Raw genomic sequence first — 25607 nt, 5'->3', positions numbered from 1 at the left:
TGTTGTTGCTCCGAAGTCTTTCTGGTATAAAGCAGCGCTCTTTTCTAGGGGCCCGGTTCCTTCACTGTAGGTGTAGCCGGTAAGACCTCTAAAGAAACGCGGCGCCTGGCGCCAAATGACTGAGAGATTAAGCGGCCAACCCATGCCGGGTTGGGCATGTGGTTTTAGAGGGCTGAGGCATGTCGAGAGTATGTCAAGTTACCGGTAAGGGTCCGGTGACTGGGAATAACATTTCCCACGCAAACAACAAAACCCGTCGTCGTTTCCTGCCGAACCTGCAGCATCACCGCTTCTGGGTTGAAGAAGAGAAACGTTTTGTGCGTCTGCGCGTATCTGCCAAAGGCATGCGTATCATCGACAAGCGTGGCATCACTGTCGTGCTCGCCGAACTTCGCCGCGATGGCAAGATTTAAGGGAGCTAATCATGCGTGAATTGATTCGTTTGATCTCGAGCGCCGGTACTGGTCACTTCTACACTACCGACAAGAACAAGCGTACTACCCCGGACAAAATCGAGATCAAGAAATATGATCCGGTTGTTCGCAAGCACGTGATCTACAAGGAAGGCAAAATCAAGTAATTGATTTTTCCCGACTTACAAAAAAGGCCCGTATCTCACGATACGGGCCTTTTTTGTTGGCATGAATTGCCATGCCCGCTGAGCCGTTCCAGCGGATGAAAAAAAGATCCGTGTCTTTCGACGCGGACCTTTTCGGCGTTACGCTGATTAGTCGGAAGTGTCAGATAAAACCAGGTCTTGAATGGTCCCCTGATCATCGACTACGACGTTAATTTCTTTGTTTTCCGGAATCGAGAAATCGAACGGGAAGCCTTTGCACGCGTTAGCTCCGCGGATGAATTCCATTAGTCGTTCGTTGAGCGAACTTCCGACCAGAAACTTGAGTGGCTGGGCGGCATCATTGTCAGTCATGGGTTAATCCTTGAAATTAGAAAATGTCCTTAGGGACGCCCATGCTGTGCTTCACGCATTGTCCTTGTGCGGTACATATGTATATCGGGTGAGATTTTTTCACGCGGAGCGAGGTTCCCGCAGAAGGTGCCTCTGATAAAAAGGCCCGTATCTCGCGATACGGGCCTTTTTTGTTTTTTCGGTTTTTCGTGCTGCCTGCTCGCGAAGAGGTAGGCGAAATCAGCGAAAATCCTCAAGCCTTCTGTTCAAAGATCACATAGATCTTGCGGCAAGCCTCCAGCACTTCCCAAGTGCCCCGAAACCCTGCCGGAATCACAAACCGGTCGCCAACGCGCAACGTCTTGGCATTGCCCTCGCCGTCACGCAGCACCGACACGCCCTGTAAAATCTCGCAGTATTCATGCTCGGTGTAATTCACCGTCCACTGACCCACCGCACCTTCCCACACGCCAACGCCCATCTGCCCACACGGGCTGTCGTATTGATGAAACACCGCTTGCTCAGGATCACCCTTCAGTACTTTCGCCGGGTCCGGGCGATAGCGTTCGGCTTCGCTGCTGGTCAGGCTGATGTCGACGACGTTCTGGATGTTCATTGTTGTTATCCCCCGTGAATACGGCGCGATTGGCTGGAAAGGGTCAAAGTCTATGTTGATTAAAATCAACACCGCAAGGCCGTATGACTGCCTTATGTCAAATATATTGAAACAACCCCGGCCGCTGGTTTAGGGTGGCGGGTGCCTTGGGCCGAAATGCAGGCTGGCCGGGCAGAATTTTTGAGGACGCTGGCGACGATCGCGCGGCGCTCGTATTCAACAAGAGGAGGACACTTAAATGACCACCCTGACTCGTACCGACTGGGAACAACGCGCCCGCGATCTGAAAATCGAGGGCCGCGCCTACCTCAATGGCGAATACACCGACGCCGTCTCCGGCGAGACCTTCGAGTGCATCAGCCCGGTCGATGGCCGTCTGCTCGGCAAGATCGCCAGCTGTGACGCCGCCGATGCCCAGCGCGCCGTGGAAAACGCTCGCGCCACGTTCAACTCCGGCGTCTGGTCGCGTCTGGCACCGACCAAACGCAAAGCCACCATGATTCGTTTTGCCGGCCTGCTGAAGCAGCACGCCGAAGAACTGGCCCTGCTCGAAACCCTCGACATGGGCAAGCCGATCAGCGATTCGCTGTACATCGACGTTCCGGGTGCGGCGCAAGCGCTGAGCTGGAGCGGTGAAGCGATCGACAAGATCTACGATGAAGTGGCGGCCACGCCGCACGACCAACTGGGCCTGGTGACCCGCGAGCCAGTGGGTGTCGTCGGTGCCATCGTGCCGTGGAACTTTCCGCTGATGATGGCCTGCTGGAAACTCGGCCCGGCGCTGTCGACCGGTAACTCGGTGATCCTCAAACCATCGGAAAAATCCCCGCTGACCGCCATCCGCATCGCTGCACTGGCTGTTGAGGCCGGTATTCCGAAAGGCGTGCTCAACGTGCTGCCGGGCTACGGTCACACCGTCGGCAAGGCGCTGGCCCTGCACAACGATGTCGACACGCTGGTGTTCACCGGTTCGACCAAAATCGCCAAGCAACTGATGATCTACTCCGGCGAATCGAATATGAAACGCGTCTGGCTGGAAGCCGGCGGCAAGAGCCCGAACATCGTCTTTGCCGATGCGCCGGATCTACAAGCCGCTGCCGAATCCGCTGCCAGCGCCATCGCCTTCAACCAGGGCGAAGTCTGCACCGCCGGTTCGCGTCTGCTGGTCGAGCGTTCGATCAAGGACACATTCCTGCCGATGGTGATCGAGGCGCTGAAAACCTGGAAGCCGGGCAATCCGCTGGATCCGGCGACCAACGTCGGTGCGCTGGTCGACACTCAGCAGATGAACACCGTGCTGTCGTACATCGAATCCGGTCATACCGATGGCGCCAAACTGGTCGCCGGCGGCAAGCGCATTCTCCAGGAAACCGGTGGTACCTATGTTGAGCCAACGATCTTCGATGGCGTGAGCAACGCGATGAAGATCGCTCAGGAAGAGATCTTCGGCCCGGTGCTGTCGGTCATCGCTTTCGATACGGCTGAAGAAGCGATCCAGATCGCCAACGACACGCCGTATGGCCTGGCCGCTGCGGTATGGACCCAGGACATCTCCAAGGCGCATCTGACCGCCAAGGCACTGCGGGCCGGCAGCGTGTGGGTTAACCAGTACGATGGTGGTGATATGACCGCACCATTCGGCGGCTTCAAACAGTCGGGTAACGGTCGCGACAAATCGCTGCACGCGTTCGACAAGTACACCGAGCTGAAAGCGACGTGGATCAAGCTGTAAGCCGTTAGGAGGGTCTGTTCGCAAGAGCAGATCTTCCAGACGAGGCAGATCCCTGTGGGAGCGAGCCTGCTCGCGAAAGCGGTGTATCAGTCAGCCCATGTGCTGAATGTGCAGCCGCATTCGCGAGCAAGCTCGCTCCCACATTGGTTTTGTGGTGCACATAAAAATAATCCACAGGAGCGTGGAACATGCGGTGGGCGACGTATTTCGCCGTGTTGGCGTCTGTCTTGAGTGTCGGCCTGGCCCTGGGGGTCAGCATGCCGTTGGTGTCGTTGCGCCTGGAAGGCTGGGGTTACGGTTCCTTTGCCATCGGTGTAATGGCAGCGATGCCAGCGATTGGCGTGTTGTTGGGCGCGAAGATTTCCAGCCATCTGGCGGCACGTTTCGGCACGGCGAACCTGATGCGCCTGTGCCTGTGGGCCGGGGCGCTGTCGATCGGTCTGTTGGCGTTGCTGCCGAGCTACCCGATCTGGCTGGTGCTACGGCTGATGATCGGGGTGATCCTGACCATCGTGTTCATCCTCGGCGAGAGCTGGATCAATCAACTGGTGGTCGAGAACTGGCGCGGGCGGCTGGTGGCGCTGTATGGCAGCAGCTATGCGTTGAGCCAGCTGTCGGGTCCGTTGCTGTTGGGCGCGCTGGGTACCGAGCATGATTATGGTTTCTGGGTCGGTGTCGCTTTGCTGTTGCTGTCGCCATTGCTTTTGCTGGGCCGCAGCGGTGCTCCGAGCAGTGAAGCCAGCAGCGTAACGTTCAAGGAGTTGTGGGGCTTCGCCCGTGAGTTGCCGGCGATTGCCTGGGCGGTGTCGTTGTTCGCCGCATTCGAGGCGATGATCCTGACGTTACTGCCGGTGTATTGCCTGCAACAGGGCTTCACTGCCGAGATTGCGCTGGCGATGGTCAGCACGGTGGTGGTGGGTGATGCGCTGCTGCAACTGCCGATTGGTGCGCTGGCCGATTATCTGTCGCGGCGCACCCTGTTCACCGGGTGCGCAGTGATCCTGATGCTGTCGAGCCTGGCGATTCCAATGTTGATCGACACGCTGTTGATCTGGCCGCTGTGGGTGCTGTTCGGTGCCAGCGCCGGCGGGCTGTTTACCCTGTCACTGATCCTGATTGGCGAGCGTTATCGTGACGATGCTCTGGTGCGGGCCAATGCGCATATTGCGCAGCTGTGGGGGGTTGGCTGTTTGATCGGGCCTCTGATGGCGGGGGCGGGCAGTCAGTGGATCAGCGGACATGCGTTGCCGCTGCTGATGGCGGTTGGGGCGTTTGGACTGGTGATTCTGCTGATGCGGCAAGGTGCATTCGGTACGGTGCAAACGGCTTAAGGTCAAAGGATCGCAGCCTTCGGCAGCTCTTGCGGGGGGAATGCATTTGAACTGTAGGAGCTGCCGCAGGCTGCGATCTTTGCTTTTTAAAGCATCCGCTCAAGGCCGACAGTGGTGCTGAACCATGCGTTGAAGCGCCGCCACCAGCTCCCCGGTTCCTTGGTCAGCGTGTGCAGCTGACCGTTGTCTTCGGTGATCCAAACGATCTGGCCATCCTGCAATTTCGCTTGGTAACTCAGCGCCGGCGCCATCCCCTGCAAGGCCAGCTCACGCACATGCTCGGCCAACTCCGGACTGTCGACCAAGACCCCGACCTCGGTGTTCCACAACACCGAGCGCGGGTCGAAGTTGAACGAGCCGATAAACGACTTCTGCCGATCAAAAATCATCGCTTTGCTGTGCAGGCTCGAATCGGAACCGCGAAACGACTTGCTGTAAAACACATGCGGGCCGCTGCCGTAGTTATCCCCAGGCTGACGGCGCAGTTCATACAGTTTCACACCATGCTCCAGCAACGCTTTGCGATACGGCGCATAGCCGCCGTGCACCGCTGGCACATCGGTGGCTTCCAGCGAGTTGGTCAGAAGGCTTACCGAGACGCCGGCATCGGCACGACCGGTCAGGTAGACCAGTCCCGGCTGGCCCGGAACGAAATAGGCCGAGATCATCACCAGTTCTTTGCTGACGTTTTTCAACTCCGGGCCCAACTGCGTGGTCAGCAGCAATTGCGGATCCGGTTCAGCCTTGGCCAGCACCTTGCTCGGCGCGTCCCACAGCGCCTGATTCCATGCCCAGATCAGCTCTTTGCGCCAGATATCCATGCGCGGCGCAGTCTTGAATGTCATCAACTGCTGGTACAGCGCGTGATTCTGTTTGCGGGTTTCCTCCAGCGATTCTTCCAGACGTGTGCGGGTGTTCTGCAGGTCCTTGGCGGTCGGTCGGCTGGAGAGAAATTCGTCGATCGGTTTGCTCAGGGCGCTGTTCCAGTACTGGTCGAAACTGTGCCCGAGCTGCTCGGCCACCGGCCCGACACTGAGCATGTCGATGTCGGTGAAATTCAGGTTTGGCTCGGCGTCGAAATATTCGTCACCGAGATTGCGCCCGCCGACGATGGCCACACTGTTGTCCGCCAGCCACAGCTTGTTGTGCATGCGCCGGTGTTGCAGCGACAGGTTGAACAGGCGGCCTGCCGCGCGGGTGACGCCGGTGCTGCGGCCCAGATGCAGCGGGTTGAACAGGCGGATCTGGATCTGCGGATGCGCCGCCAGCGTGGCGATGATCTGGTCCAGACCGTCGCTGGTGGTGTCGTCGAGCAGAATGCGCACGCGCACGCCGCGATCGGCAGCCTTGAGCAGTTCCTCCACCAGCATTCGCGTGCTGATGCCGTCATGGACGATGTAGTACTGCAGATCGAGACTGGTCTGGGCGTTGCGAATCAGCTCGGCGCGGGCGGTGAACGCCTCGCTGCTGTTGGAGAGCAGGCGAAAACCCGAGCGGCCCTGATAGGGCGCCGCTTGCGCCTGAATCGAACGACCGAAGCTGGAATCAGCGGCCGGTAACGCCTGACTTGGCTCGCGCGGGACATCGAGACTGGCACAGCCGCTCAGGAACGAGGCGAGTAACAGCGAAGCGAGTAGGGGCTGTCTGAAGCTCACGTAGGATCATTCCGGTTGGCGGCAAGGGTCGGCATATGGACGCGGTTCTCTGGAAAAAGGTCAGTCGGCTTCCGCCAGCAATCTGACAGCGGTCTCGCCGACCTTGCGCACCGCCTCTTCGATCTGCGCTGTCGGTTTGGCAGCGTAGTTCATCCGCAGGCAATTGCGGTACTTGCCTGAGGCGGAAAAGATACTGCCGACGGCAATCTGTACACCTTGGTCGTGCAACTCACGATTCAGTTTCAAGGTGTCGAAACCTTCCGGCAACTCGACCCACAACATGAAGCTGCCTTGCGGCCGGCTGGCGCGGGTACCTGCCGGGAAATAGCGGGTCACCCAATCGATCATCAGGTCGCGGCTGCGTTGGTATTGCGTGCGCATGCGCCGCAAATGCGGTTCGAAATGGCCAGCCTTGAGAAATTCGGCAATAGCGATCTGCGGCTGCGGCGCGGTCGAGCCGGTGCTGATGTATTTCATGTGCAACACCCGTTCAAGGTATCGACCCGGCGCGACCCAGCCAATGCGCAGCCCCGGCGCCAGGGTCTTGGAAAACGAACTGCACAACAGCACACGGCCGTCTTCGTCGAAGGATTTGATCGTGCGAGGGCGCGGGTAGGTGTAGGACAGTTCGCCATACACGTCGTCCTCGATGATCGCTACGTCGAAGCGCTGCGCGAGGTTGAGCAGGGCGCGTTTGCGCGACTCCGGCATGATGTAGCCGAGCGGGTTATTGCAGTTGGGCGTGAGCTGGATGACCTTGATTGGCCATTGTTCCAGTGCCAGTTCCAGCGCTTCGAGGCTGATCCCGGTGAGCGGGTCGGTGGGAATTTCCAGGGCTTTCATGCCCAGGCCTTTGAGGGTCTGCATGGCGCCATGAAAGCTTGGCGAGTCCACCGCGACAATATCGCCCGGTTCGCAGATCGCGTGGATGCTGGTAGACAGCGCTTCGTGGCAACCGGTGGTGATCACCAGATCGCTGGCGCTCAACTGGCAGCCGGAGTCGAGCATCAGTCGAGCGATCTGTTCGCGCAGTTCGAGAGTGCCGTGGATGTTGTCGTAATACAGACCGGGCATGTCCTGACGGCGGCTGATCCGCGCCAGCCCACGCAGCAAAGGCTTCATCGTCGGCGAGCTGATGTCCGGCATGCCACGACCCAGTTGCACGACATCCTTGCGCGGCACCGCGCGAATCAACTCTAGCACTTGATCCCACTGCGAAATCTCCACCGGGCGCTGCGCCGGCCGGCCGACGGCAGGCAGTTCCGGCAGTTCGCGGCCGACCGGCACAAAGTAGCCGGACTTGGGTTTCGGCGTGGCCAGGCCGCTGTCTTCGAGCACGCGATAGGCCTGTTGCACCGTGCTCAGACTGACCCCGTGTTCGACGCTCAAGGCGCGCACCGATGGCAGCCGGTCCCCTGGGCGATAGAAGCCGTTTTCGATGCGCGTGCCGAGCAATTCGGCGAGGTTTACATAAAGGGTCATGGCGCAGCCTCGGTGCGGTGATTCGATAAACCAGTACAGATCTCGCAAAAATCGACAATTCAGTCGACAAAGCGGCAAATCTGTATGGAGTTAATACAGTGTCTTTGAATCTGTAATGGTTTTGCTCGCCCGCGCATCATGGAATCTCTGGCTACCCAAGTAAACAGGAGCATTGAAAATGAACGGCTTGAGCGATGTGCGGTTGACGTTACACGGTCAGGAACTGGCGGCAGGGCAGAAGGACAGTGCGCGCAATGAGATCATGCGCAATGCGCCGTCCGGCCTGAGTCGCTGGCGTCTGTTGTGGCATCGTCTGCACACGCGCAAGGCGTTGCTGGCACTGACGGCGGATCAGCTCAAGGACATCGGGCTGACGCGTGAGCAAGCGCAGGAGGAGGGGTTGAAGCCGTTCTGGCGGATCTGAGATCTGTATGGTCGTTTTGGGCCTCATCGCGAGCAGGCTCACTCCTACAGGGGAACGCATTTCAACTGTAGGAGTGAGCCTGCTCGCGATTGGACCTTCAAATTCACTGCAAAACCATCAGACCAACTCTTTCATCCGATGCCACAACATCCCCAACGCCAACAACGGCGAACGCAAATGCTTGCCGCCCCGGAAGGTGATGTGCGGCACCTTGGCAAACAGGTCAAAGCCACCGCTGTGCTGCCCGCTGATTGCTTCGGCGAGCAATTTGCCCGCCAGGTGCGTGGCATTCACGCCGTGCCCTGAGTACGCCTGGGCGTAATACACATTCGGCTGATCCGCGAGGCGGCCGATCTGCGGCAAGCGATTGGCGCCGATGCCGATCATGCCGCCCCACTGATAATCGATCTTCACACCCGCCAGTTGCGGGAATACCTCAAGCATCTTCGGCTGCATATACGCCGCGATGTCTTTCGGGTCGCGTCCCGAGTAATGGCAGGCACCGCCGAACAGCAGGCGGCGATCCGCCGAGAGCCGGTAGTAATCCAGCGCCACACGCTGATCGCAGACCGCCATGTTTTGCGGCAGCAGGTCGTGGGCCTGCGCTTCGCTTAACGGCTCGGTGGCGATGATGTAGCTGCCGGCGGGCAGGACTTTGCCGCTGAGTTGCGGGTTCAGATCGTTGAGATAGGCATTGCAGCCCAGCACCAACGTCTTCGCGCGCACTGAGCCTTGCGCTGTATGCACCTTCACTTCAGGGCCGTAGTCGATACGGGTTACTGCCGAATGTTCGAACAGCTTCACGCCCAGTTGCTGCGCTGCTGCTGCTTCGCCCAAGGCCAGGTTCAGCGGATGCAGATGCCCGGAGCCCATGTCGATCAAGCCGCCGACATAGCGTTTGGAACCGACCACCGTGTGCATGTCGTGGGCTTGCAGCAAGCGGGTTTCGTAGCGATAGCCAAGGCCACGCAGTTCTTCGGCGTCTTCGGCAAAGCCTTCGAGGTCGGACGGTTTGTTGGCGAGGTCGCAATAGCCCCAGGTCAGGTCGCAGGCAATCTGAAAACGCTCGACGCGCTGGCGAACGATTTCCACTGCTTCCAGGCCCATCAGTTTCATCTCGCGCACGCCGTCGGCACCGATGACGTTGGTGAACTGATCGAGACCATGACCGACCCCGCGAATCAGCTGCCCGCCGTTGCGACCGCTGGCGCCCCAACCGATCTTGTGCGCTTCCAGCAACACCACGCTGAGGCCGCGTTCGGCCAGTTCCAGCGCCGTGTTCAATCCGGAAAAGCCGCCGCCGACCACACAGACGTCGGCCAGCACGTCACCTTGCAACACCGGGTGATCGGGCTGCGGCAGGCTGCTGGCGGCGTAGTAAGAGGCAACGTGGGGTTGGCTCGCGGAGGTGAAAGCGCGGGCAGTCATAGGCGTCATCCAACGGCTAAGTGTCGAGAAAATTTGACGGAGCATAAGCCGCACGCCCGAACGTGGGCAACATTGGTCGGCCTGCGGTGTCTGGATCTCGGCTTTTGCGGCACAATTGCCGCCTATTCCTCCTCGGTCATCGCTGCAATGAGCTGCAACAGCCAGAAAATCCGCACCTTGCGCCAGCAGATTCCCTCGTTCGAGTGCGTGCCCGGCTGTCACGATTGCTGCGGCCCGGTGACCACTTCGCCGGAAGAAATGGCCCGCCTGCCACGCAAGACCCGCGCCGAGCAAGATGCGGCGATGGAAGAGCTGAACTGTGTGCACCTGGGGCCGAACGGCTGCACGGTGTATGAAGAGCGGCCGTTGATTTGCCGTTTGTTCGGCACGACCAAGACCTTGCCTTGTCCGAATGAGCGGCGCCCGGTGGAGTTGATTCATCCGCGGGTGGAGAAGCAGATATTCGAGTACATGGCGGCGAATCGGCAGGTGTTGGTTTAACGCGTTCACTCGGAACCGATTCGACGCCATCGCGAACAGGCTCGCTCGCACATTTGGAATGCATTTCCCTGTGGGAGCGAGCCTGCTCGCGAATGGAGCGCCAGCGATCTTCAATCCGGAATAGGTAAGCTCAAGCTCTCCTTCACCTCTTCCATCACGATATAACTCTTCGACTCGCGCACATGCGGCAGCTTCAGCAGAATGTCGCCGAGCAGCTTGCGGTAAGACGCCATCTCGGAAATCCGCGCCTTCACCAGATAGTCGAAATCCCCCGACACCAGATGACACTCCAGCACGTGCGGCAACTTCAGCACCGCGCGTCGGAACTCCTCGAAAGTGTCGCCGGATTTGTAGTCGAGGCTGATCTCGACGAACACCAGCAAGCTACCCTTCAAATGCTGCGGATTCAGCCGGGCGTTGTAGCCCATGATGATTCCTTCGCGCTCCAGACGCCGTACTCGTTCGGTGCAGGGCGTGGTAGAGAGGCCGACCTTTTCCCCAAGTTCGGTAAAGGAAATCCGCCCGTCCGCTTGCAGGATCCGCAAGATGTTGCGGTCGATCTTGTCCAGCTCACGTTTGGTCTGAGTGTTGGTACGCATAGGGGATGCGCCTCCGTGAAAAGGGTTTTTGCCGAGAATTGTCGCCAAATATAGGCGCTTATATAGTGAAAAGCACTGGCATTTCTTTTTTACACTGCGCCCATCATTGCTCTAACAACAGACGTACGCGGCCCTGCCGCGATGAGGGATACAAAAATGCGCGTAATGGTCTTGGGTAGCGGCGTCATCGGTACCGCCAGTGCTTACTATCTGGCCCGTGCCGGGTTTGAAGTGGTGGTGGTCGACCGGCAGCCAGCCGCAGCCATGGAGACCAGTTTCGCCAACGCCGGCCAGGTATCGCCGGGCTACGCCTCGCCGTGGGCCGCGCCGGGCGTGCCGCTGAAGGCGATCAAGTGGCTGTTGCAGCGCCACGCCCCTCTCGCGATAAAAGCCACCGCCGACATCGACCAGTACCTGTGGATGGCGCAGATGCTGCGCAACTGCACCGCCAGCCGTTACGCGGTGAACAAGGAGCGCATGGTGCGTCTGTCCGAGTACAGCCGCGACTGCCTCGATGAACTGCGTGCGGAAACCGGCATCGCCTACGAAGGCCGCAGCCTCGGCACGACTCAATTGTTCCGCACTCAGGCACAGCTTGATGGCGCCGCCAAAGACATCGCTGTGCTGAAAGAATCCGGCGTGCCGTTTGAAGTCCTCGACCGCGCCGGCATTGCCCGCGTAGAGCCGGCCCTGGCGGGTGTCACTGACATCCTCGCCGGCGCCCTGCGCCTGCCGAATGACCAGACCGGCGACTGCCAGATGTTCACCACACGTCTCGCCGAAATGGCGGTGAAGCTGGGTGTCGAATTCCGTTTCGGTCAGGACATCCAGAAACTCGACTACGCCGGTGATCGCATCAACGGTGTGTGGATCGACGGCAAGCTGGAAACCGCTGACCGCTACGTACTGGCGCTCGGCAGCTACTCGCCGCAACTGCTCAAACCGCTGGGCATCAAGGCGCCGGTGTATCCGCTCAAGGGTTACTCGCTGACCGTGCCGATCACCAACCCGGCGATGGCCCCGACGTCGACTATTCTCGACGAGACCTACAAGGTCGCGATCACCCGTTTCGATAACCGTATCCGTGTTGGCGGCATGGCCGAGATCGCCGGTTTTGACCTGTCGCTGAACCCGCGCCGCCGCGAAACCCTGGAGATGATCGTCAACGACCTTTATCCTCAGGGCGGTAATCTGGCCGAGGCGAGTTTCTGGACCGGTCTGCGTCCGACCACCCCGGACGGCACCCCGATCGTTGGCGCCACGCCGTTCAAGAACCTGTTCCTCAACACCGGTCACGGCACGCTCGGTTGGACCATGGCGTGCGGTTCCGGTCGTTTGCTGGCCGACCTGATGGCGAAGAAAAAGCCACAGATCAGCGCCGAAGGCCTCGATATTTCCCGTTACGGTAACAAAATTCAGGAGTCCGCAAAACATGTCAATCCAGCGCCAGCTCACCAATGAGCGCATGAGTCAGATCGTCAGCCACAACGGCACCGTGTATCTGGCCGGGCAGGTCGGCGACGACTTCGACGCCGGGATTGAACAGCAGACTCGCGAGGTACTGGCCAATATCGAGCGCTTGCTCGATCTGGCCGGCACCGACAAACAGCATCTGCTGTCGGCGACGATCTACCTGAACGACATCGAAGCCCACTTTGCCGGGATGAACTCGGTGTGGGACCAGTGGCTGCCCAAAGGCGCCGCCCCGGCCCGCGCCACCGTCGAAGCGAAAATGGCCAAGCCGAGCATTCTGGTGGAAATTTCCATCGTCGCCGCGCTGCCGTAACCGTTGTAAAGATCCCTCTCCCGGCGCTGTTGGCGGTTCACGTCGTCAGTCGGCGCCGGTTTTTCTTCCCATGACCGCCTAGAAGTCTGCCGCCATGCGTCCTGCCCGTGCCCTGATCGACCTAGAAGCCCTGCGCCACAACTACCGAATTGCCCGCGAAGTCACTGGCGCCAAGGCGCTTGCGGTGATCAAGGCGGACGCCTACGGCCATGGCGCGGTGCGTTGCGCCCAGGTACTGGAAACCGAGGCCGACGGTTTTGCCGTCGCCTGCATCGAAGAAGCGCTGGAGTTGCGCGCGGCCGGCATCAAGGCCCCGGTGTTGTTGCTCGAAGGCATCTTCGAAGCCGATGAGCTGGCGCTGATTGTCGAGCATGATTTCTGGACCGTGGTGCATTCGCTGTGGCAGCTCGAAGCGATCGAGCAGGCGACACTGAGCAAGCCGATCACCGTGTGGCTGAAGCTTGATTCGGGCATGCACCGCGTTGGTCTGCATCCGAAGGATTATCCGGCGGCCTATCAGCGTCTGCTGGCCAGCGGCAAAGTGGCGAAAATCGTCTTGATGAGCCACTTCGCCCGCGCCGATGAGCTGCACGCGCAGAGCAGCACCGAGCAAGTCGCGGTGTTTGAAGCGGCGCGTCAGGGTCTGGCGGCGGAAGTCAGCCTGCGCAACTCGCCGGCCGTGCTCGGTTGGCCGCAGATTCACAGCGACTGGGTACGTCCGGGCATCATGCTCTACGGCGCGACCCCGTTCGAGGAGGCCAACGCCGTGGCTGATCGCCTGCAACCGGTGATGACCCTGGAGTCGAAAGTCATCTGCGTCCGTGAACTGCCCGCCGGTGAGCCGATCGGCTACGGTGCCAAATTCATCACCGACAAGCCGATGCGCGTCGGCGTGGTGGCGATGGGTTATGCCGATGGCTACCCGCGTCAGGCGCCGACCGGTACGCCGGTACTGGTGGCGGGTAAACGCAGCCGGATTCTCGGTCGCGTGTCGATGGACATGCTCTGCATCGACCTCACCGATGTGCCTGAAGCTGGCCTCGGTTCGAGCGTTGAGCTGTGGGGTAAAAACATCCTCGCCAGCGAAGTGGCGCAGTGGGCGGACACCATTCCGTACCAGATCTTCTGCAACCTGCGTCGGGTGCCAAGGCTCTATTCCGAGGGTTGACGCCGCTGCGGGGGCCAAGTGTTGTAAATACTGAACGCTGTCGCCATGATAACGCTCAATATTCTTACAACATCAGGAGGCTCCCGCCTTGGACGTCGGTGAACGACTGCAATCGATCCGCAAGCTCAAAGGGCTTTCCCAGCGTGAACTCGCCAAACGCGCGGGCGTCACCAACAGCACCATTTCGATGATCGAAAAGAACAGCGTCAGCCCTTCGATCAGTTCGCTGAGGAAGGTACTGGGCGGGATTCCCATGTCGATGGTCGAGTTCTTTTCCGAAGAAATCCTGCAGGAAGTCCCGACCCAGATCGTCTACAAGGCCAACGAGCTGATCGACATTTCCGACGGCGCCGTGACCATGAAACTGGTCGGCCGCGCGCACCCCAGCCGCGCCATCGCCTTCCTCAATGAAATCTACCCGCCGGGCGCCGATACCGGCGAAGAAATGCTCACCCATGAAGGCGAAGAAACCGGGATTCTGGTGGAAGGTCGTCTGGAACTGGTGGTGGGTCTGGAAACTTTTATTCTCGAAGCCGGCGACAGCTACTACTTTGAAAGTACCAAGCCGCACCGTTTTCGTAATCCGTTCGACGCGCCTGCGCGACTAATCAGCGCAGCCACGCCGGCGAATTTTTAACAAAGAGGTGCCAAGCCATGATGGCAAAGGCATCCGGAGAGTTTTTCTACCGTGCGGTATAACCCCTTCGACTATGGGGTTGTTTCAGTGTGGCGGGCTACCCGCTATACTTCCGCCCGCCTGCGAACCGTGGCCGCAGGCGTGAATAGCCACCATTGAGGGTGAACGCGTGAACCTAATTATGAAAATGCTGGCTGCACCAGCAACCGTACTGGCCCTCTGGGCTGTCAGCGCTCAAGCTGCGACGAATGACGACATTGCCAAACGCCTCGATCCGGTCGGTCAGGTGTGTGTTCAAGGCAAGGAGTGCAAGGGGATGGAAGTTGCCGCTTCGGCAGGCGGCGGTGGCGGGGCGAAAACCCCGGATGAGGTGATTGCCAAGCATTGCAATGCTTGCCACGGTACCGGGTTGTTGGGCGCGCCGAAGATCGGTGACACCGCAGCGTGGAAAGAGCGTGCTGATCATCAGGGTGGTCTTGATGGCATCCTCGCCAAAGCCATCACCGGTATCAATTCGATGCCGCCGAAAGGCACTTGCGCCGATTGCTCGGATGACGAGTTGAAGGGCGCAATCCAGAAGATGTCCGGCCTGAAATAAGCCGCGCTTCTGATGAAAAAAACCGTCTTCGGACGGTTTTTTTGTGTCTGCAGCATCACTGCATGCTTTTCGCGATAAAGGCACCGGAAGAATTAAGTACGGCTTTGTACACAGCATAAGCATCAGTATCTGCCGGAGTTATTGGTTCGGAGCGCCCTTCCGATATCTGTCTCAGATCACATCCCGGGATCGACATAATGAGAGGTGAGTGAGTGGCGATGATGAACTGTGCGCCCTTGCGTGCCAGCTCCATCATTCGGTTGATAAACACTAATTGCCTCAATGGGGATAACGACGCTTCCGGTTCATCGAGAACGTACAGTCCCTGGGCTTTGAATCGGTTTTGAAACAGCGCCTCCATTGCTTCACCGTGCGACATGCAATGCATATCCACGCCGCCGTAATAGGTCTTTATTTCGGGATCAAAGCTCCCCTCTGCATCAAGCTTGCGGATCGCAGTGTTCAAGTTATAGAAGGTTTCTGCTCTGTAGAAAAAAACGTCCTTCTCCCTTCGGTAGCCTTTTGAAAGCGTCAGGGTTTCGTGCAGTTTCGAATGGGTGTTCTCAGTCGAGAAATTGAAGTTTTTCCCACCGCCTTCTGGATTGCATCCCAATTTGATGGCAAGTGCTTCAAGCAGGGTGGATTTTCCAGAACCGTTTTCTCCGATAAATACGGTAATTCTGTTATTGAATTGAAGCGGAAAAAGGCCGCGTAGAAAATGAGCCGCAACTCTGTCTGACTTAAGGCGTATCTGCTGAATGAATAAATCATTCATATTGGTGCCCCCCTGAATACTCTACCGACGGATACCTTTACTCCAATCATTGTTATACCAAGTCTTATCGAACTCGTGCTGGCCATGGTAAAAATTCCGACGTAACCAAGATAAGCAATAAGACGCTCGCCGAATAACTCCGGCGTCGCAGTGGCGCTAAAAATGATGACTGATACTGTCCCGGCCGAGATAGCCATCTCCGGCCAGAAGCACTGAATTGCGTTGGCTTTTTGATATCTGTAACGTGCTTGTATTGTGTTGCTCAAACATCCATTACTATTGCTGATAAGTGATTGAAAACTTTGCTCATCAATTGTGGGTGTGCTGAAAGTGCTGATTAACGATTCCTTGTACAGGTCTTCATTGCTCATTTCGTCTTTATACAGACTCTGGATTTGTGGTTTTGCAAATTTCAACTGCACACAAGTCAATGTCGTAATAAATATCAAGGGGATGAGAAAATAAGCGTTTTCACGAAGTAAGATATAGGCTGTGGCAAAGGTCAAAATACAAGATCCTGCCAGATGAATTAAGTCATGAAGGACTGAAGCAATTTTCTCGGCATCTTCTTTGATCATCGTCACGCGAGAGCTTAACGGGCGAGGTCTTTCATCATGCACAATGAAATTGATGAGTGAAAAGCGAGATTTCGCTTCCATGAGCGCCGCCATGGAGCTGCCCAGAGTTTGAGTCGCGAGTTTGGATAAAAAAATAGCGGTGAGAAGGAAATACAGATTAGTGCTGACAGCACCACTACTGAGAGCTGTAAGTCCCTCTGCCACGATCGAAGGTATTAGCAACTGACATGCAGCTGCTAAACTCAGGCATACTGTTGAAAACAAAAATAATGCCCCGTTTTTTCGTAAGCACATAAGCATAATTCAGCGCCTCCCGAGCTGTAGTTTATAGCTCAGAATTCGATTACGGCGATAAGAGGCCTCTCTGCTTGAGTAGTAAATGGATATAAGTGACATTGTTGGGCTGAGCACACGCTCAAGGTAGATGGCTGAGGCAAAGATAGCGCCTGTTGTCAAAGCGCTTTCACTTATTAAATGAGCGGATATCAAGAATAAAACAACTATCGCTACCAAGTAACATGTGCCTGAAATTGATTCGAAAAAAGATGCCTTCAGGTTTGAACGAAAAGCGAGGCGCTCAATTTTTTTGATGTCCAGCTTGACTCTGTCGTTGTACGGTTTGGCACCGCATACATGCGCACAGATTGTCCCGATTATAACGGTGTTTTCTTGGACGTATTCTTCAAAAAGGGTGTCGCTCTTTCTCCGGGTTATAAAATATGCAGCTGAGGCATATAGCAGGCCGCTAAGGGGGGCGAGCACCAGAAGAGGATGATACTGAGCCGTTATAATCAGCGCGAAGATTATTATGCTGAAGTTGAGTGAGGTGTCAAAGAATACCGAATGGTATAGATATATCGAGCCGTCAACATCACCGTCGATAAGTTCGATCTGCTCACCTGGGTTTCCCCTATATGTGGTTGCCTTGCTTCGCAGGTGCGTTAGAATTGTCCTTTTCAGGATATATCTTGTCTTGGCAGCAGTCCTTTGTAGATAAATGTTGGCTGCTAGTTTCAAGGGGGGCGTCGCGATGATAAGAAGCGAAGCGCCTGCGAGTGCATATAAATATGAGCGGTCTTGGGATAGGTAAAAATTAATTGAACTGCCGATTAGGTAGGGCGATACGCTTGTTAGAACTGAGATGCCTAGGCCAAAGCAGCAAAGTATTAGGTTGCTTTTCATGGTTTGATAAATTCCATTTGGTGCGGAAGAAATGGAAACTCGTAGTTACGGTCAGTCAAGCCAATAGAGCCAAGTAGTGAACCCACGCGTCCGATCCATAATCCTAATGGATCGGCAGTTTTTGTCCTCAAGATTCTCGAATTTTGTTCACTTAAGTTAACGATGTTCGACCATAGAAAAACTTGTGGGTCGAGCAACGATTCCGGTGAGATCTTTTTCATGATATTCAGAATCCCATAAGCGCCATGACATAAAGAGTCATTGACGGGTCTCTTTCGTTTTTCGAGATTCGAATATGAGAATGCGGCTTTTGGTGGGTGTTTTTCCAAGAAATCTAGCGCAGGCTGTACTCCATTGTTTGCGAAATAACTGATCGCCAAATAATTACCAGGTAAACCGTGGCTCCACGCAAACTCACCGGCGCTTGATTCCGAGCGTTTTCTGTAGTCGCGCCAATTTTCAATTGACTCATCATATTCGTTAAGCTCCCAAGACAAAAAGCCTAGGAATAATTCGTGGATTGAATCTTTTTTTGCGATAAGTTTATTAAAGTAAAATAATGAGTATGCGCACCCCATTATTCCGTGAGACAGGCCACTCAATAAAGCGTCGCTTCTCGTTGTGATTGCATTGTCGAATGTGGGTAGTTTGCTTCCAGATATAAAGGTGAGTTCGGTCTCTATTTTTTTGTATAAGGAGTTGGCTAAATCGGAAAACGATAAATCTTTAGTAAGATCGAATAATAGCGTGAGTACATTTAGAGTGCCGAACATTCCAGAAAGAAAGTCAGAGCCCCAAAAATATTTTTGCCACCATGGTTCTCCCAGTACGTCTTCAACATATTTTTTATACAGCTGTAGTAGTTGGCTCTGCCTTTCATCGTCGAAATAATTTAAGCCTATCAGGAGCGGAACGATTGCGGACGATAGACCGAAGTGAAAGCCCCCTAAGTGCGTACCCTTATTTGTCAGTTTTTTAACTATTCTACTGTGGCAATGATTTAGTAGTTCAGTTACCAGAGCTTTATCTATGGCGCTGCTATGACTGGCCGCCACTACGCAGCCATAAAGAATACCAGACAATCCGTAGTAGAAGTCATCTCCTAACTCCGAGAACTCCATATAGCCACCTGGTGATGAGTGAAATCCTAGCCAGAGCCCATTACTTGAAATTTCGGTGCGTAACAGTTCATTGATCAAGCATGCGTTGATTTCCGATGATGTCCTGATTTTGTTAATGATCTCGTCTGTATTTGAATAACGGGGGTCTCTCACATCGTCGTGTTGTTTGAAGGAGTGGTCCGTGAGTTTATTTCCGTGTTCATACATGTTTTTCATTGCTAAAAGGGTGTTTGAAGTTAGTTTCTCTTCAAATGCAATTCTGTTTTTTTCCAAGGTTTTGATGTATTGGATGCTGTTGTCTATTCCGTTTATATAATCTTTACTATCGAGGTGCCCTGAACCGCTGTAACCGGGTTCGTAGAACTCAAGAACACCGGCTTGTCCTCGAGCAAAAGGTATGTCCAGATCCAAGCAAGCTGAGACCTCCGCGTTGAGAAAGCCTATCGCGGGAGCTGTGTCGTTATTAAGGATATTTTCCAGGAAGGCCGTTCGTTTGTCAGTGCAACGCATTAAGGTTGCATGCAGGGAACATTGAATGGCGTAGTGATATGTCGCGGTCGGTCTGGGGATATACCTGTTTTGTCGGCCTCTAAAAGATTTAATTGTTTCGATAATTGACGGTTGCGCATTGTTCAATATAGAAAATAGAGTGGTTAGGCCATCAATGATTTGATTTTCGTAGTCCCACGGCTGCGCCGGTTTCCCGTTAAGATATAAAACATTCTGATTTGGGAATATTTTAACTCCGTCCATGCCAAATTGACTGTGACCAGTTTCGTCTTCTAAGTGTTGATACAGGTTTAGGCTGACATATTGCTCTGATAATCCACCCAGCGCACTCAAGTCTACACCGATACCATCGGTGCCTTTCCAAGTCCAATTCGGAAGAATACTTGTTTGGGTAACGTTCCACCGAACTTCTTTCGGGATTGTCTCAATGTTTAAGGTACTGTAAAAAATTGTCTCCAGATCAATGGGTATAGGGCTTGATCCATGCGCAATCAGATTGTCAGAGGTAATGTCCGCAGCCATAAAGGCCGTGCAATAACCTAATAAAAATCCTGCTCTTTTAAAGTATTGATGTACCTCTTCTTCAGTTTCTGCCTGCTTTTGAGGTGTATGCTCTGACCATCCATGTTCTTTTTTCACCAAATAAATTGGTATTTTCCATTCGCAAAAGTCAGTGCCTGCGGCACTGCTCAAAGACAGTAGAAAACCGGAAGCTTCCGCTTCAAGTTTAAGATTTCTTGGTTTGTAAATTATTTTTATGGAGTTAAAGGAAAGCGTGCAAACGGTCCTCGATCCGTAATGCGTTTCGCTAGTCGCGACATCAATAGCGGAGAGGTTGACGTCAGACCCAATATTGAATACTTCGTTAATCTCCTGTCTGTCTTCTTTTAAATGAGTAAAAAACTGTAATGTAAATTCGACAAAATTTTGTGATATTTTGGTGAGGACTCGATCTAGCTCTGGATAAGCTTTAATGATGTCGGTGAGATAGCTTTTATTTTCGCTAACTAACTTGTAGTAAGAGGAGGTTTCCATCTCTCTGCCGATGATGGATTTTTCAAATATTTGTTTTTCGGTGATTAAAACGTTATTAGCTGCGTTGGTAATTCTCGCTGCCAGGTTTGTTGCGAAACCGCTGATAATAACTGACTGAGTTTCCAAGGCGCTTCCGGATGTTTTTGGAAGTTTATTTTCGATGTGGTAAATATAGTAAGACAGGTATGGCCATAGCGGGCAGTCTGTGGTCAGGCTTCGGTGCGAGTTCAAGGGTTCAGTTAAAAACTCAATCGGCGTTTTCAATGTAAAAAATCCTAAAGTAATTGAAAGGGGCGGCACGTATTGACCGCCCCTGGCTCATAACTACATGTAAGTCGCGTAGCAGCACCCTTGCCAACATTGTGAGCAACAACTAGTGCATGGTCGCGAACCGCTGCTGGCTGCGCTTAAGTTGCTGAATGCTTGAATTGCCAGCGTTGAAATAGGTGCGCTTGAATTTAGAATGTGTGCCCTCGCACTACGGATTGCTAAGAAGTCGATTTCCATAATTTTTCCTTATAAGTTTATTTTTGGCCTAAAAGTATTGATTGCTAATGAAGTGTTACGTTTTTAATGCTAGCTGTGACTCAGATAACTTCAATTCAGAAGTGTCCTGAAGTTCTGCGTGATTAAATTCGAGCCAATGTAGGAAAGAAGTCACGGGCTTGTGCGATGATTCTTTTGGTGTTGTTAATTCATTGTTATTGTTGAAAGTTCTCTGGGTGTGGTTGCGCCAAGCACTGCACTCGCCTACTTCACGTTTTTTTCGCATTAATTGCCTTCCCTCGGAAGTAAATCCCCGGCAAGCTCGGTCTACCCCTATTCACGGAACGGGCAGGAGGCTTCAGATGGTGCAGTTGTGTTCGATCGAACAGGCGGTGGACGACGTGCTGGCGCGGTTGCCGGCGCATATCCACATGGGCATGCCGCTGGGGTTGGGCAAGCCCAATCACTTCGTCAACGCGCTGTACCGGCGGATCAAAGGCCTGCCCGAGCGGCAACTGACGATCTACACCGCGCTGTGCCTTGGCCGGCCGAACCTGGGCGACGGTTTGCAAAAACGCTTTATCGAACCCTTCGTCGAACGCGTCTTCGGTGACTACCCGGAGTTCGATTTCCTTGGCGACCTGCACCGCGACAGCCTGCCCGCCAACATCCGCATCGAGCAGTTTTTCATGCAGCCCGGCAGCCTGCTCAACAGCGCGCCGGCCCAGCAGAATTACGTCAGCAGCAACTACAGCCACGCCGCGCGCGACATCAACGCCGCCGGGCTGAATCTGGTAGCGCAATTGCTCGCCAGTAGCAGCGAACACCCGGATCGTCTGAGCCTGAGCTGCAACCCGGACATCACCCTCGACCTGTTGCCGATGATCGCCAAGCGCCGCCACGCCGGGGAGACCATTTTGCTGGTCGGTCAGGTGCACACCGATCTGCCGTACATGCCCGGTGATGCCGAAGTCGATATCGACACCTTCGACCTGCTGATCGACGCGAAAGACAGCAGCACGCTGTTTTCCACGCCGAACATGCCGGTGGGCTTTCAGGATCATTTCATTGGCTTGCACGCCAGCACGCTGGTGCGCGACGGCGGTACATTGCAGATCGGCATCGGCTCGATGGGCGATGCCTTGACCGCCGCTCTGCTCGCCCGTCAGGCAGATAACGCCGGATACACAGCGTTACTCAATGACATCAACCTCAGCCAGTGGGCGCAATTGATCGACCGCGAAGGCGGCACCGGCCCGTTCGCCAAGGGCCTTTACGGCTGCAGTGAAATGTTCGTCAACGGTCTGCTAGTGCTGGCGGATGCCGGGATCATCCGGCGCAAGGTCTACCCGGATGTGCAAACGCAGGAACAGGCCAACGCCGGCACCCTCGACGAGGCCGCGCAGACTGACGGGATTTCGGTGCACGGCGGCTTCTTCCTTGGCCCGCGCAGTTTCTATGAACGTCTGCGCGAGTTACCGCAGAGCAAACGCCTCGAATTCAACATGACCCGCATCAGCTACATCAACGAGCTGTACGGGCAGGAAGAACTCAAGCGCCTGCAGCGACTTGATGCGCGCTTCATCAACACCGTGTTCACCATGACGTTGTTGGGCGCGGGCGTCGCGGATCAACTGGAAGACGGGCGCGTGCTCAGTGGCGTCGGCGGGCAGTACAACTTCGTCGCGCAAGGGCATGCGCTGCACGATGCGCGCTCGATTTTGATCCTGCGTAGCTGGCGCGAATCCGGTGGTGACGTCAGTTCCAACATCGTCTGGGAATACGGCCATTGCACGATCCCACGGCATCTGCGCGACATCGTCGTGACCGAGTACGGCATCGCTGATCTGCGCGGCAAGTCCGATGCGGTGGTGATCGAGTCATTGCTGAATATCAGCGATTCCCGCTTCCAGCAGGGCCTGATTGAGCAAGCGCAAAAAGTCGGCAAATTGCCAAAGGATTTTCGCCTTGATCCGCGCTTTGCCGACAACACACCGCAGCGTCTGCAAGCGATCGCCGCCCGGCATCCGAACCTGTTTCCGGAGTATCCGCTGGGTTGTGATTTCACTGCGATCGAACGGGATTTATTGCGGGCGCTGAACTGGCTGAAGAGCAAATTCAAACTCACCGAGATTCTGGAACTGGGCAAGGCAGCTCTCGATGCCCCTGAGGCATCGCTATATCCCGAACACCTGGAACGCATGCAACTCACAAACCCGGAAGGCCTGAAAGAAGACCTCTTCCAACGCCTGCTCCTCACCGGCCTGAAAGCCACCGCACAATAACTGCCGGACCCAAAACAACTGTAGGAGTGAGCCTGCTCGCGATGGCGGTGTTTCAGCCGACGAATATATCGACTGACACTACGCTATCGCGAGCAGGCTCACTCCTACAGGGGGCTGCGGTGTGGCTTTATTCGATGAAAGTGACGACGCCATCCTTCAGCGATTTCACGCGGGCCAGCGATTCAACGCGATAGCCCTGCGAATCCAGTTCGGCACGCCCGCCCTGGAACGACTTCTCGATGACGATGCCCAGACCGGCAACGGTCGCGCCGGCTTGCTTGATGATCGAGATCAGCGCTTGCGACGCCTTACCGTTGGCCAGGAAGTCGTCGATGATCAGCACGCGGTCGCTGCTGGTCAGGTGGCGCGGGGAGATGGCCACGGTGCTTTCGGTCTTCTTGGTGAACGAGTAAACGGTCGCCGACAGCAGGTTTTCCGTCAGGGTCAGGGACTGTTGCTTGCGGGCGAAGATCACCGGCACGCCGAGGTTCAGACCGGTCATGATCGCAGGGGCTATCCCTGAGGCTTCGATGGTGACGATCTTGGTGATGCCCGAGTCCTTGAACAGCGAGGCGAATTCGTCGCCGATCAGCTTCATCAGGGCCGGGTCGATCTGGTGGTTCAGGAAGGCGTCGACCTTCAGGACCTGGTCGGAAAGCACAATGCCTTGTTCGCGGATTTTCTGGTGCAATGCTTCCATGAAGCTGTCCTCTTTTGGCGCTTTGTGCGCCGAAGGTCTAGTAAAAAAGTGGTCAATTCTAGCGCTTTAACATCGCGCGTATATCGGCCAATGCGTTGTTGCCGCGCACGGCTTTGACTTCGGTCGGTGTGTCGTCGTTGCCTTCCCACGCCAGATCGTCCGGCGGCAGCTCATCGAGGAAGCGGCTGGGCGCGCAGTCGATGATCTCGCCGTACTGCTTGCGCTTGGCGGCGAAGGTGAAGGCCAGGGTCTGGCGCGCGCGGGTGATGCCCACGTAGGCCAGGCGGCGTTCCTCTTCGATGGTGTCGGCTTCGATGCTGGAGCGGTGCGGGAGGATTTCCTCTTCCATGCCCATGATGAACACGTAAGGGAATTCCAGACCCTTGGACGCGTGCAAAGTCATCATCTGCACGCCTTCGGCGCCGTCTTCCTCTTCCTGCTGACGTTCGAGCATGTCGCGCAGGACCAGTTTGCCGATGGCGTCCTCGACGGTCATTTCGCCTTCTTCGTCCTTTTCAAGGGTGTTTTTCAACGCCTCGATCAAGAACCAGACGTTGCTCATCCGGTAATCGGCCGCCTTGTCGCTGGAGCTGTTGGTGCGCAGCCAGTTCTCATAGTCGATGTCCATGACCATGCTGCGCAGCGCCGAGATCGGATCCTCGCCGGCGCATTGCTCACGGACCTTGTCCATGAAGCGTTTGAAGCGCGACAGGCGATCGGTGAAGCGGCTGTCCAGATGCTCGCCCAGACCAATTTCGTCGGTGGCGGCGTACATCGAGATTTTGCGTTCGGTGGCGTAGTTGCCGAGTTTTTCCAGGGTGGTCGAGCCGATTTCCCGGCGCGGTACGTTGATCACGCGCAGGAAGGCGTTGTCGTCATCCGGGTTGACGATCAGGCGGAAGTAGGCCATCAGGTCCTTCACTTCCTGGCGGCCGAAGAAGCTGTTGCCGCCGCTCAGGCGGTACGGCACCTGGTGGTGCTGCAGCTTCAGTTCGATCAGCTTGGCCTGGTAGTTGCCGCGATAAAGGATGGCGAAATCGCTGTACGGACGGTCGGTGCGCAAGTGCAGGCTGAGGATTTCCATGGCCACGCGCTCGGCTTCGGCGTCCTCGTTGCGGCAGCGGATCACGCGGATCTCGTCGCCGTGGCCCATCTCGCTCCACAGCTGCTTTTCGAATTCGTGCGGGTTGTTCGAGATCAGCACGTTGGCGCAGCGCAGGATGCGGCTGGTGGAGCGGTAGTTCTGCTCGAGCATCACCACTTTCAGGGACGGATAGTCGTCCTTGAGCAGCATCAGGTTTTCCGGCCGCGCACCGCGCCAGGCGTAGATCGACTGGTCGTCGTCGCCGACCACGGTGAACTGGTTGCGCTTGCCGATGAGCATTTTTACCAGCAGGTATTGGCTGGCGTTGGTGTCCTGGTATTCGTCGACCAGCAGGTAACGCACCTTGTTCTGCCACTTTTCGAGGATGTCGGCATGTTCTTCGAAGAGTTTTACCGGCAGCAGGATCAGGTCGTCGAAGTCCACCGCGTTGAACGCTTTCAGCGTGCGCTGGTAGTGGGTGTAGACGATGGCGGCGGTCTGTTCCTTGGGATTGCGCGCGTTCTCCAGCGCCTGAGGCGGCAGGATCAGGTCGTTTTTCCAGGCGCCGATCATGTTCTTGATCTCGTCGACGCCGTCGTCCCCCGCGTATTCCTTCTGCATGATGTCGGTCATCAGGGCTTTGACGTCGGTCTCGTCAAAGATCGAGAAACCGGGTTTGTAGCCCAGCCGCACGTGTTCCTTGCGGATGATGTTCAGACCGAGGTTGTGGAACGTGCAGACGGTCAGGCCGCGACCTTCGCCGGCGCGCAGCAGGGTGCCGACCCGCTCTTTCATCTCGCGCGCGGCCTTGTTGGTAAAGGTCATGGCGACGATGTACTGGGCGCGGATGCCGCAGTTCTGGATCAGGTGCGCGATTTTGCGCGTGATCACGCTGGTCTTGCCGGAGCCAGCACCGGCGAGCACCAATAGAGGGCCGCCGACGTAGTTCACGGCTTCTTGCTGCCGGGGATTGAGTCGGGACAT

At 55.9% G+C, this 25607-nt stretch carries 24 protein-coding genes; 12 read left to right on the top strand and 12 right to left on the bottom strand.

Features of this window, described 5'->3' with window-relative positions:
• Positions 1-179 precede the first annotated feature (179 nt).
• Positions 180-413 (top strand): 50S ribosomal protein L28, encoded by a 234-nt coding sequence (gene rpmB, locus HU754_RS00120; protein WP_007920377.1) that lies wholly within the window; start codon positions 180-182, stop codon positions 411-413.
• A gap of 11 nt (positions 414-424) precedes the next feature.
• Positions 425-580 (top strand): 50S ribosomal protein L33, encoded by a 156-nt coding sequence (gene rpmG, locus HU754_RS00115; RefSeq protein ID WP_003177274.1) that lies wholly within the window; start codon positions 425-427, stop codon positions 578-580.
• 147 nt (positions 581-727) lie between these two features.
• On the opposite strand, the gene HU754_RS00110 is transcribed toward rpmG, so the two are convergent.
• Positions 728-931, bottom strand: coding sequence for a hypothetical protein (locus HU754_RS00110; RefSeq protein ID WP_186620158.1), 204 nt, complete (start codon positions 929-931; stop codon positions 728-730).
• Positions 932-1163: 232 nt separating this feature from the next.
• A complete protein-coding gene (locus tag HU754_RS00105) occupies positions 1164-1526 on the bottom strand; it encodes a cupin domain-containing protein (RefSeq protein WP_093429667.1) in 363 nt (120 codons plus the stop codon).
• Between the two features lie 238 nt (positions 1527-1764).
• On the opposite strand from HU754_RS00105, the gene HU754_RS00100 reads away from it, so the two are divergent.
• Both HU754_RS00100 and HU754_RS00095 read left to right on the top strand, forming a co-directional pair.
• Complete coding sequence (locus HU754_RS00100; protein WP_186620157.1) at positions 1765-3258, top strand: aldehyde dehydrogenase; 1494 nt, start codon at positions 1765-1767, stop codon at positions 3256-3258.
• Between the two features lie 188 nt (positions 3259-3446).
• Positions 3447-4589: an MFS transporter gene (locus HU754_RS00095; RefSeq protein WP_099757511.1), complete on the top strand. Its 1143-nt coding sequence runs from the start codon at positions 3447-3449 to the stop codon at positions 4587-4589.
• A gap of 86 nt (positions 4590-4675) precedes the next feature.
• Here the strand turns inward: HU754_RS00095 and HU754_RS00090 are convergent, their stop codons facing one another.
• A complete protein-coding gene (locus HU754_RS00090; protein ID WP_186620156.1) occupies positions 4676-6244 on the bottom strand; it encodes a phospholipase D family protein in 1569 nt (522 codons plus the stop codon).
• Between the two features lie 60 nt (positions 6245-6304).
• The gene (locus tag HU754_RS00085; RefSeq protein ID WP_186620155.1) at positions 6305-7726 is read right to left on the bottom strand and encodes an aminotransferase-like domain-containing protein; all 1422 of its coding nucleotides are present in this window, start codon (positions 7724-7726) and stop codon (positions 6305-6307) included.
• 178 nt (positions 7727-7904) lie between these two features.
• Between HU754_RS00085 and HU754_RS00080 the strand changes: the two genes are divergently transcribed.
• Positions 7905-8150, top strand: coding sequence for a DUF1127 domain-containing protein (locus tag HU754_RS00080; protein WP_186620154.1), 246 nt, complete (start codon positions 7905-7907; stop codon positions 8148-8150).
• A 117-nt stretch (positions 8151-8267) separates the two neighbouring features.
• On the opposite strand, the gene HU754_RS00075 is transcribed toward HU754_RS00080, so the two are convergent.
• A complete protein-coding gene (locus HU754_RS00075) occupies positions 8268-9578 on the bottom strand; it encodes an NAD(P)/FAD-dependent oxidoreductase (RefSeq protein WP_186620153.1) in 1311 nt (436 codons plus the stop codon).
• A 147-nt stretch (positions 9579-9725) separates the two neighbouring features.
• Here HU754_RS00075 and HU754_RS00070 point away from each other — a divergent pair, with 147 nt between their 5' ends.
• A complete protein-coding gene (locus HU754_RS00070; protein ID WP_064389779.1) occupies positions 9726-10079 on the top strand; it encodes a YkgJ family cysteine cluster protein in 354 nt (117 codons plus the stop codon).
• 110 nt (positions 10080-10189) lie between these two features.
• On the opposite strand, the gene HU754_RS00065 is transcribed toward HU754_RS00070, so the two are convergent.
• Entirely contained in the window at positions 10190-10678 is a 489-nt protein-coding gene (locus tag HU754_RS00065) for an Lrp/AsnC ligand binding domain-containing protein (RefSeq protein ID WP_003177284.1), read from the bottom strand.
• 156 nt (positions 10679-10834) lie between these two features.
• On the opposite strand from HU754_RS00065, the gene dadA reads away from it, so the two are divergent.
• The 5 genes from dadA to HU754_RS00040 all read left to right on the top strand — a co-directional run bounded on the left by dadA (position 10835) and on the right by HU754_RS00040 (position 14867).
• Positions 10835-12139 carry a D-amino acid dehydrogenase gene (dadA, locus tag HU754_RS00060; protein ID WP_093429674.1) on the top strand — a complete coding sequence of 435 codons (1305 nt, stop codon included), beginning with the start codon at positions 10835-10837 and terminating at the stop codon, positions 12137-12139.
• On the top strand, positions 12111-12464 hold the full coding sequence (locus HU754_RS00055; RefSeq protein WP_093429675.1) for a RidA family protein: 354 nt from the start codon (positions 12111-12113) through the stop codon (positions 12462-12464). Before dadA ends, HU754_RS00055 begins: the two co-directional genes overlap by 29 nt.
• Positions 12465-12558: 94 nt before the next feature.
• Positions 12559-13632, top strand: coding sequence for an alanine racemase (alr, locus tag HU754_RS00050; RefSeq protein WP_186620152.1), 1074 nt, complete (start codon positions 12559-12561; stop codon positions 13630-13632).
• A gap of 88 nt (positions 13633-13720) precedes the next feature.
• Positions 13721-14269: a cupin domain-containing protein gene (locus HU754_RS00045; RefSeq protein WP_007920393.1), complete on the top strand. Its 549-nt coding sequence runs from the start codon at positions 13721-13723 to the stop codon at positions 14267-14269.
• 181 nt (positions 14270-14450) lie between these two features.
• On the top strand, positions 14451-14867 hold the full coding sequence (locus HU754_RS00040; RefSeq protein ID WP_093429677.1) for a c-type cytochrome: 417 nt from the start codon (positions 14451-14453) through the stop codon (positions 14865-14867).
• A 55-nt stretch (positions 14868-14922) separates the two neighbouring features.
• Here HU754_RS00040 and HU754_RS00035 read toward each other — a convergent pair whose 3' ends face one another.
• The 4 genes from HU754_RS00035 to lanM are packed head-to-tail and all read right to left on the bottom strand — an operon-like array spanning position 14923 to position 20332.
• A complete protein-coding gene (locus tag HU754_RS00035) occupies positions 14923-15642 on the bottom strand; it encodes an AAA family ATPase (RefSeq protein WP_186620151.1) in 720 nt (239 codons plus the stop codon).
• Entirely contained in the window at positions 15639-16520 is an 882-nt protein-coding gene (locus HU754_RS00030; protein ID WP_186620149.1) for a 6TM ABC transporter family protein, read from the bottom strand. Before HU754_RS00030 ends, HU754_RS00035 begins: the two co-directional genes overlap by 4 nt.
• Before the next feature lie 3 nt (positions 16521-16523).
• Positions 16524-17402: a 6TM ABC transporter family protein gene (locus HU754_RS00025; RefSeq protein ID WP_186620147.1), complete on the bottom strand. Its 879-nt coding sequence runs from the start codon at positions 17400-17402 to the stop codon at positions 16524-16526.
• Positions 17399-20332, bottom strand: a complete 2934-nt coding sequence (gene lanM, locus HU754_RS00020) for a type 2 lanthipeptide synthetase LanM (RefSeq protein WP_186620145.1) — start codon at positions 20330-20332, stop codon at positions 17399-17401. Before lanM ends, HU754_RS00025 begins: the two co-directional genes overlap by 4 nt.
• A 584-nt stretch (positions 20333-20916) precedes the next feature.
• On the opposite strand from lanM, the gene HU754_RS00015 reads away from it, so the two are divergent.
• Positions 20917-22839 carry an acetyl-CoA hydrolase/transferase C-terminal domain-containing protein gene (locus tag HU754_RS00015; protein ID WP_186620143.1) on the top strand — a complete coding sequence of 641 codons (1923 nt, stop codon included), beginning with the start codon at positions 20917-20919 and terminating at the stop codon, positions 22837-22839.
• Between the two features lie 127 nt (positions 22840-22966).
• Here the strand turns inward: HU754_RS00015 and HU754_RS00010 are convergent, their stop codons facing one another.
• Complete coding sequence (locus HU754_RS00010; RefSeq protein ID WP_007920398.1) at positions 22967-23539, bottom strand: xanthine phosphoribosyltransferase; 573 nt, start codon at positions 23537-23539, stop codon at positions 22967-22969.
• 58 nt (positions 23540-23597) lie between these two features.
• Positions 23598-25607 carry a DNA helicase Rep gene (rep, locus tag HU754_RS00005; protein WP_038359196.1) on the bottom strand — a complete coding sequence of 670 codons (2010 nt, stop codon included), beginning with the start codon at positions 25605-25607 and terminating at the stop codon, positions 23598-23600.

It is taken from the genome of Pseudomonas zeae, from assembly GCF_014268485.2.
Taxonomy (GTDB): domain Bacteria; phylum Pseudomonadota; class Gammaproteobacteria; order Pseudomonadales; family Pseudomonadaceae; genus Aquipseudomonas; species Aquipseudomonas neuropathica.
This window is presented reverse-complemented; position numbering and strand designations above follow the sequence as displayed.

Excerpts from the sequence above, each read along its gene's own strand:
- rpmB (WP_007920377.1), top strand. The coding sequence starts at position 180 with ATGTCGAGAGTATGTCAAGTTACCGGTAAGGGTCCGGTGACTGGGAAT.
- rpmG (WP_003177274.1), top strand. The coding sequence starts at position 425 with ATGCGTGAATTGATTCGTTTGATCTCGAGCGCCGGTACTGGTCACTTC.
- HU754_RS00110 (WP_186620158.1), bottom strand. The coding sequence starts at position 931 with ATGACTGACAATGATGCCGCCCAGCCACTCAAGTTTCTGGTCGGAAGT.
- HU754_RS00105 (WP_093429667.1), bottom strand. The coding sequence starts at position 1,526 with ATGAACATCCAGAACGTCGTCGACATCAGCCTGACCAGCAGCGAAGCC.
- HU754_RS00100 (WP_186620157.1), top strand. The coding sequence starts at position 1,765 with ATGACCACCCTGACTCGTACCGACTGGGAACAACGCGCCCGCGATCTG.
- HU754_RS00095 (WP_099757511.1), top strand. The coding sequence starts at position 3,447 with ATGCGGTGGGCGACGTATTTCGCCGTGTTGGCGTCTGTCTTGAGTGTC.
- HU754_RS00085 (WP_186620155.1), bottom strand. The coding sequence starts at position 7,726 with ATGACCCTTTATGTAAACCTCGCCGAATTGCTCGGCACGCGCATCGAA.
- HU754_RS00080 (WP_186620154.1), top strand. The coding sequence starts at position 7,905 with ATGAACGGCTTGAGCGATGTGCGGTTGACGTTACACGGTCAGGAACTG.
- HU754_RS00075 (WP_186620153.1), bottom strand. The coding sequence starts at position 9,578 with ATGACTGCCCGCGCTTTCACCTCCGCGAGCCAACCCCACGTTGCCTCT.
- HU754_RS00070 (WP_064389779.1), top strand. The coding sequence starts at position 9,726 with ATGAGCTGCAACAGCCAGAAAATCCGCACCTTGCGCCAGCAGATTCCC.
- HU754_RS00065 (WP_003177284.1), bottom strand. The coding sequence starts at position 10,678 with ATGCGTACCAACACTCAGACCAAACGTGAGCTGGACAAGATCGACCGC.
- dadA (WP_093429674.1), top strand. The coding sequence starts at position 10,835 with ATGCGCGTAATGGTCTTGGGTAGCGGCGTCATCGGTACCGCCAGTGCT.
- HU754_RS00055 (WP_093429675.1), top strand. The coding sequence starts at position 12,111 with ATGTCAATCCAGCGCCAGCTCACCAATGAGCGCATGAGTCAGATCGTC.
- alr (WP_186620152.1), top strand. The coding sequence starts at position 12,559 with ATGCGTCCTGCCCGTGCCCTGATCGACCTAGAAGCCCTGCGCCACAAC.
- HU754_RS00040 (WP_093429677.1), top strand. The coding sequence starts at position 14,451 with ATGAAAATGCTGGCTGCACCAGCAACCGTACTGGCCCTCTGGGCTGTC.
- HU754_RS00035 (WP_186620151.1), bottom strand. The coding sequence starts at position 15,642 with ATGAATGATTTATTCATTCAGCAGATACGCCTTAAGTCAGACAGAGTT.
- HU754_RS00030 (WP_186620149.1), bottom strand. The coding sequence starts at position 16,520 with ATGCTTATGTGCTTACGAAAAAACGGGGCATTATTTTTGTTTTCAACA.
- HU754_RS00025 (WP_186620147.1), bottom strand. The coding sequence starts at position 17,402 with ATGAAAAGCAACCTAATACTTTGCTGCTTTGGCCTAGGCATCTCAGTT.
- HU754_RS00015 (WP_186620143.1), top strand. The coding sequence starts at position 20,917 with ATGGTGCAGTTGTGTTCGATCGAACAGGCGGTGGACGACGTGCTGGCG.
- HU754_RS00010 (WP_007920398.1), bottom strand. The coding sequence starts at position 23,539 with ATGGAAGCATTGCACCAGAAAATCCGCGAACAAGGCATTGTGCTTTCC.
- rep (WP_038359196.1), bottom strand. The coding sequence starts at position 25,607 with ATGTCCCGACTCAATCCCCGGCAGCAAGAAGCCGTGAACTACGTCGGC.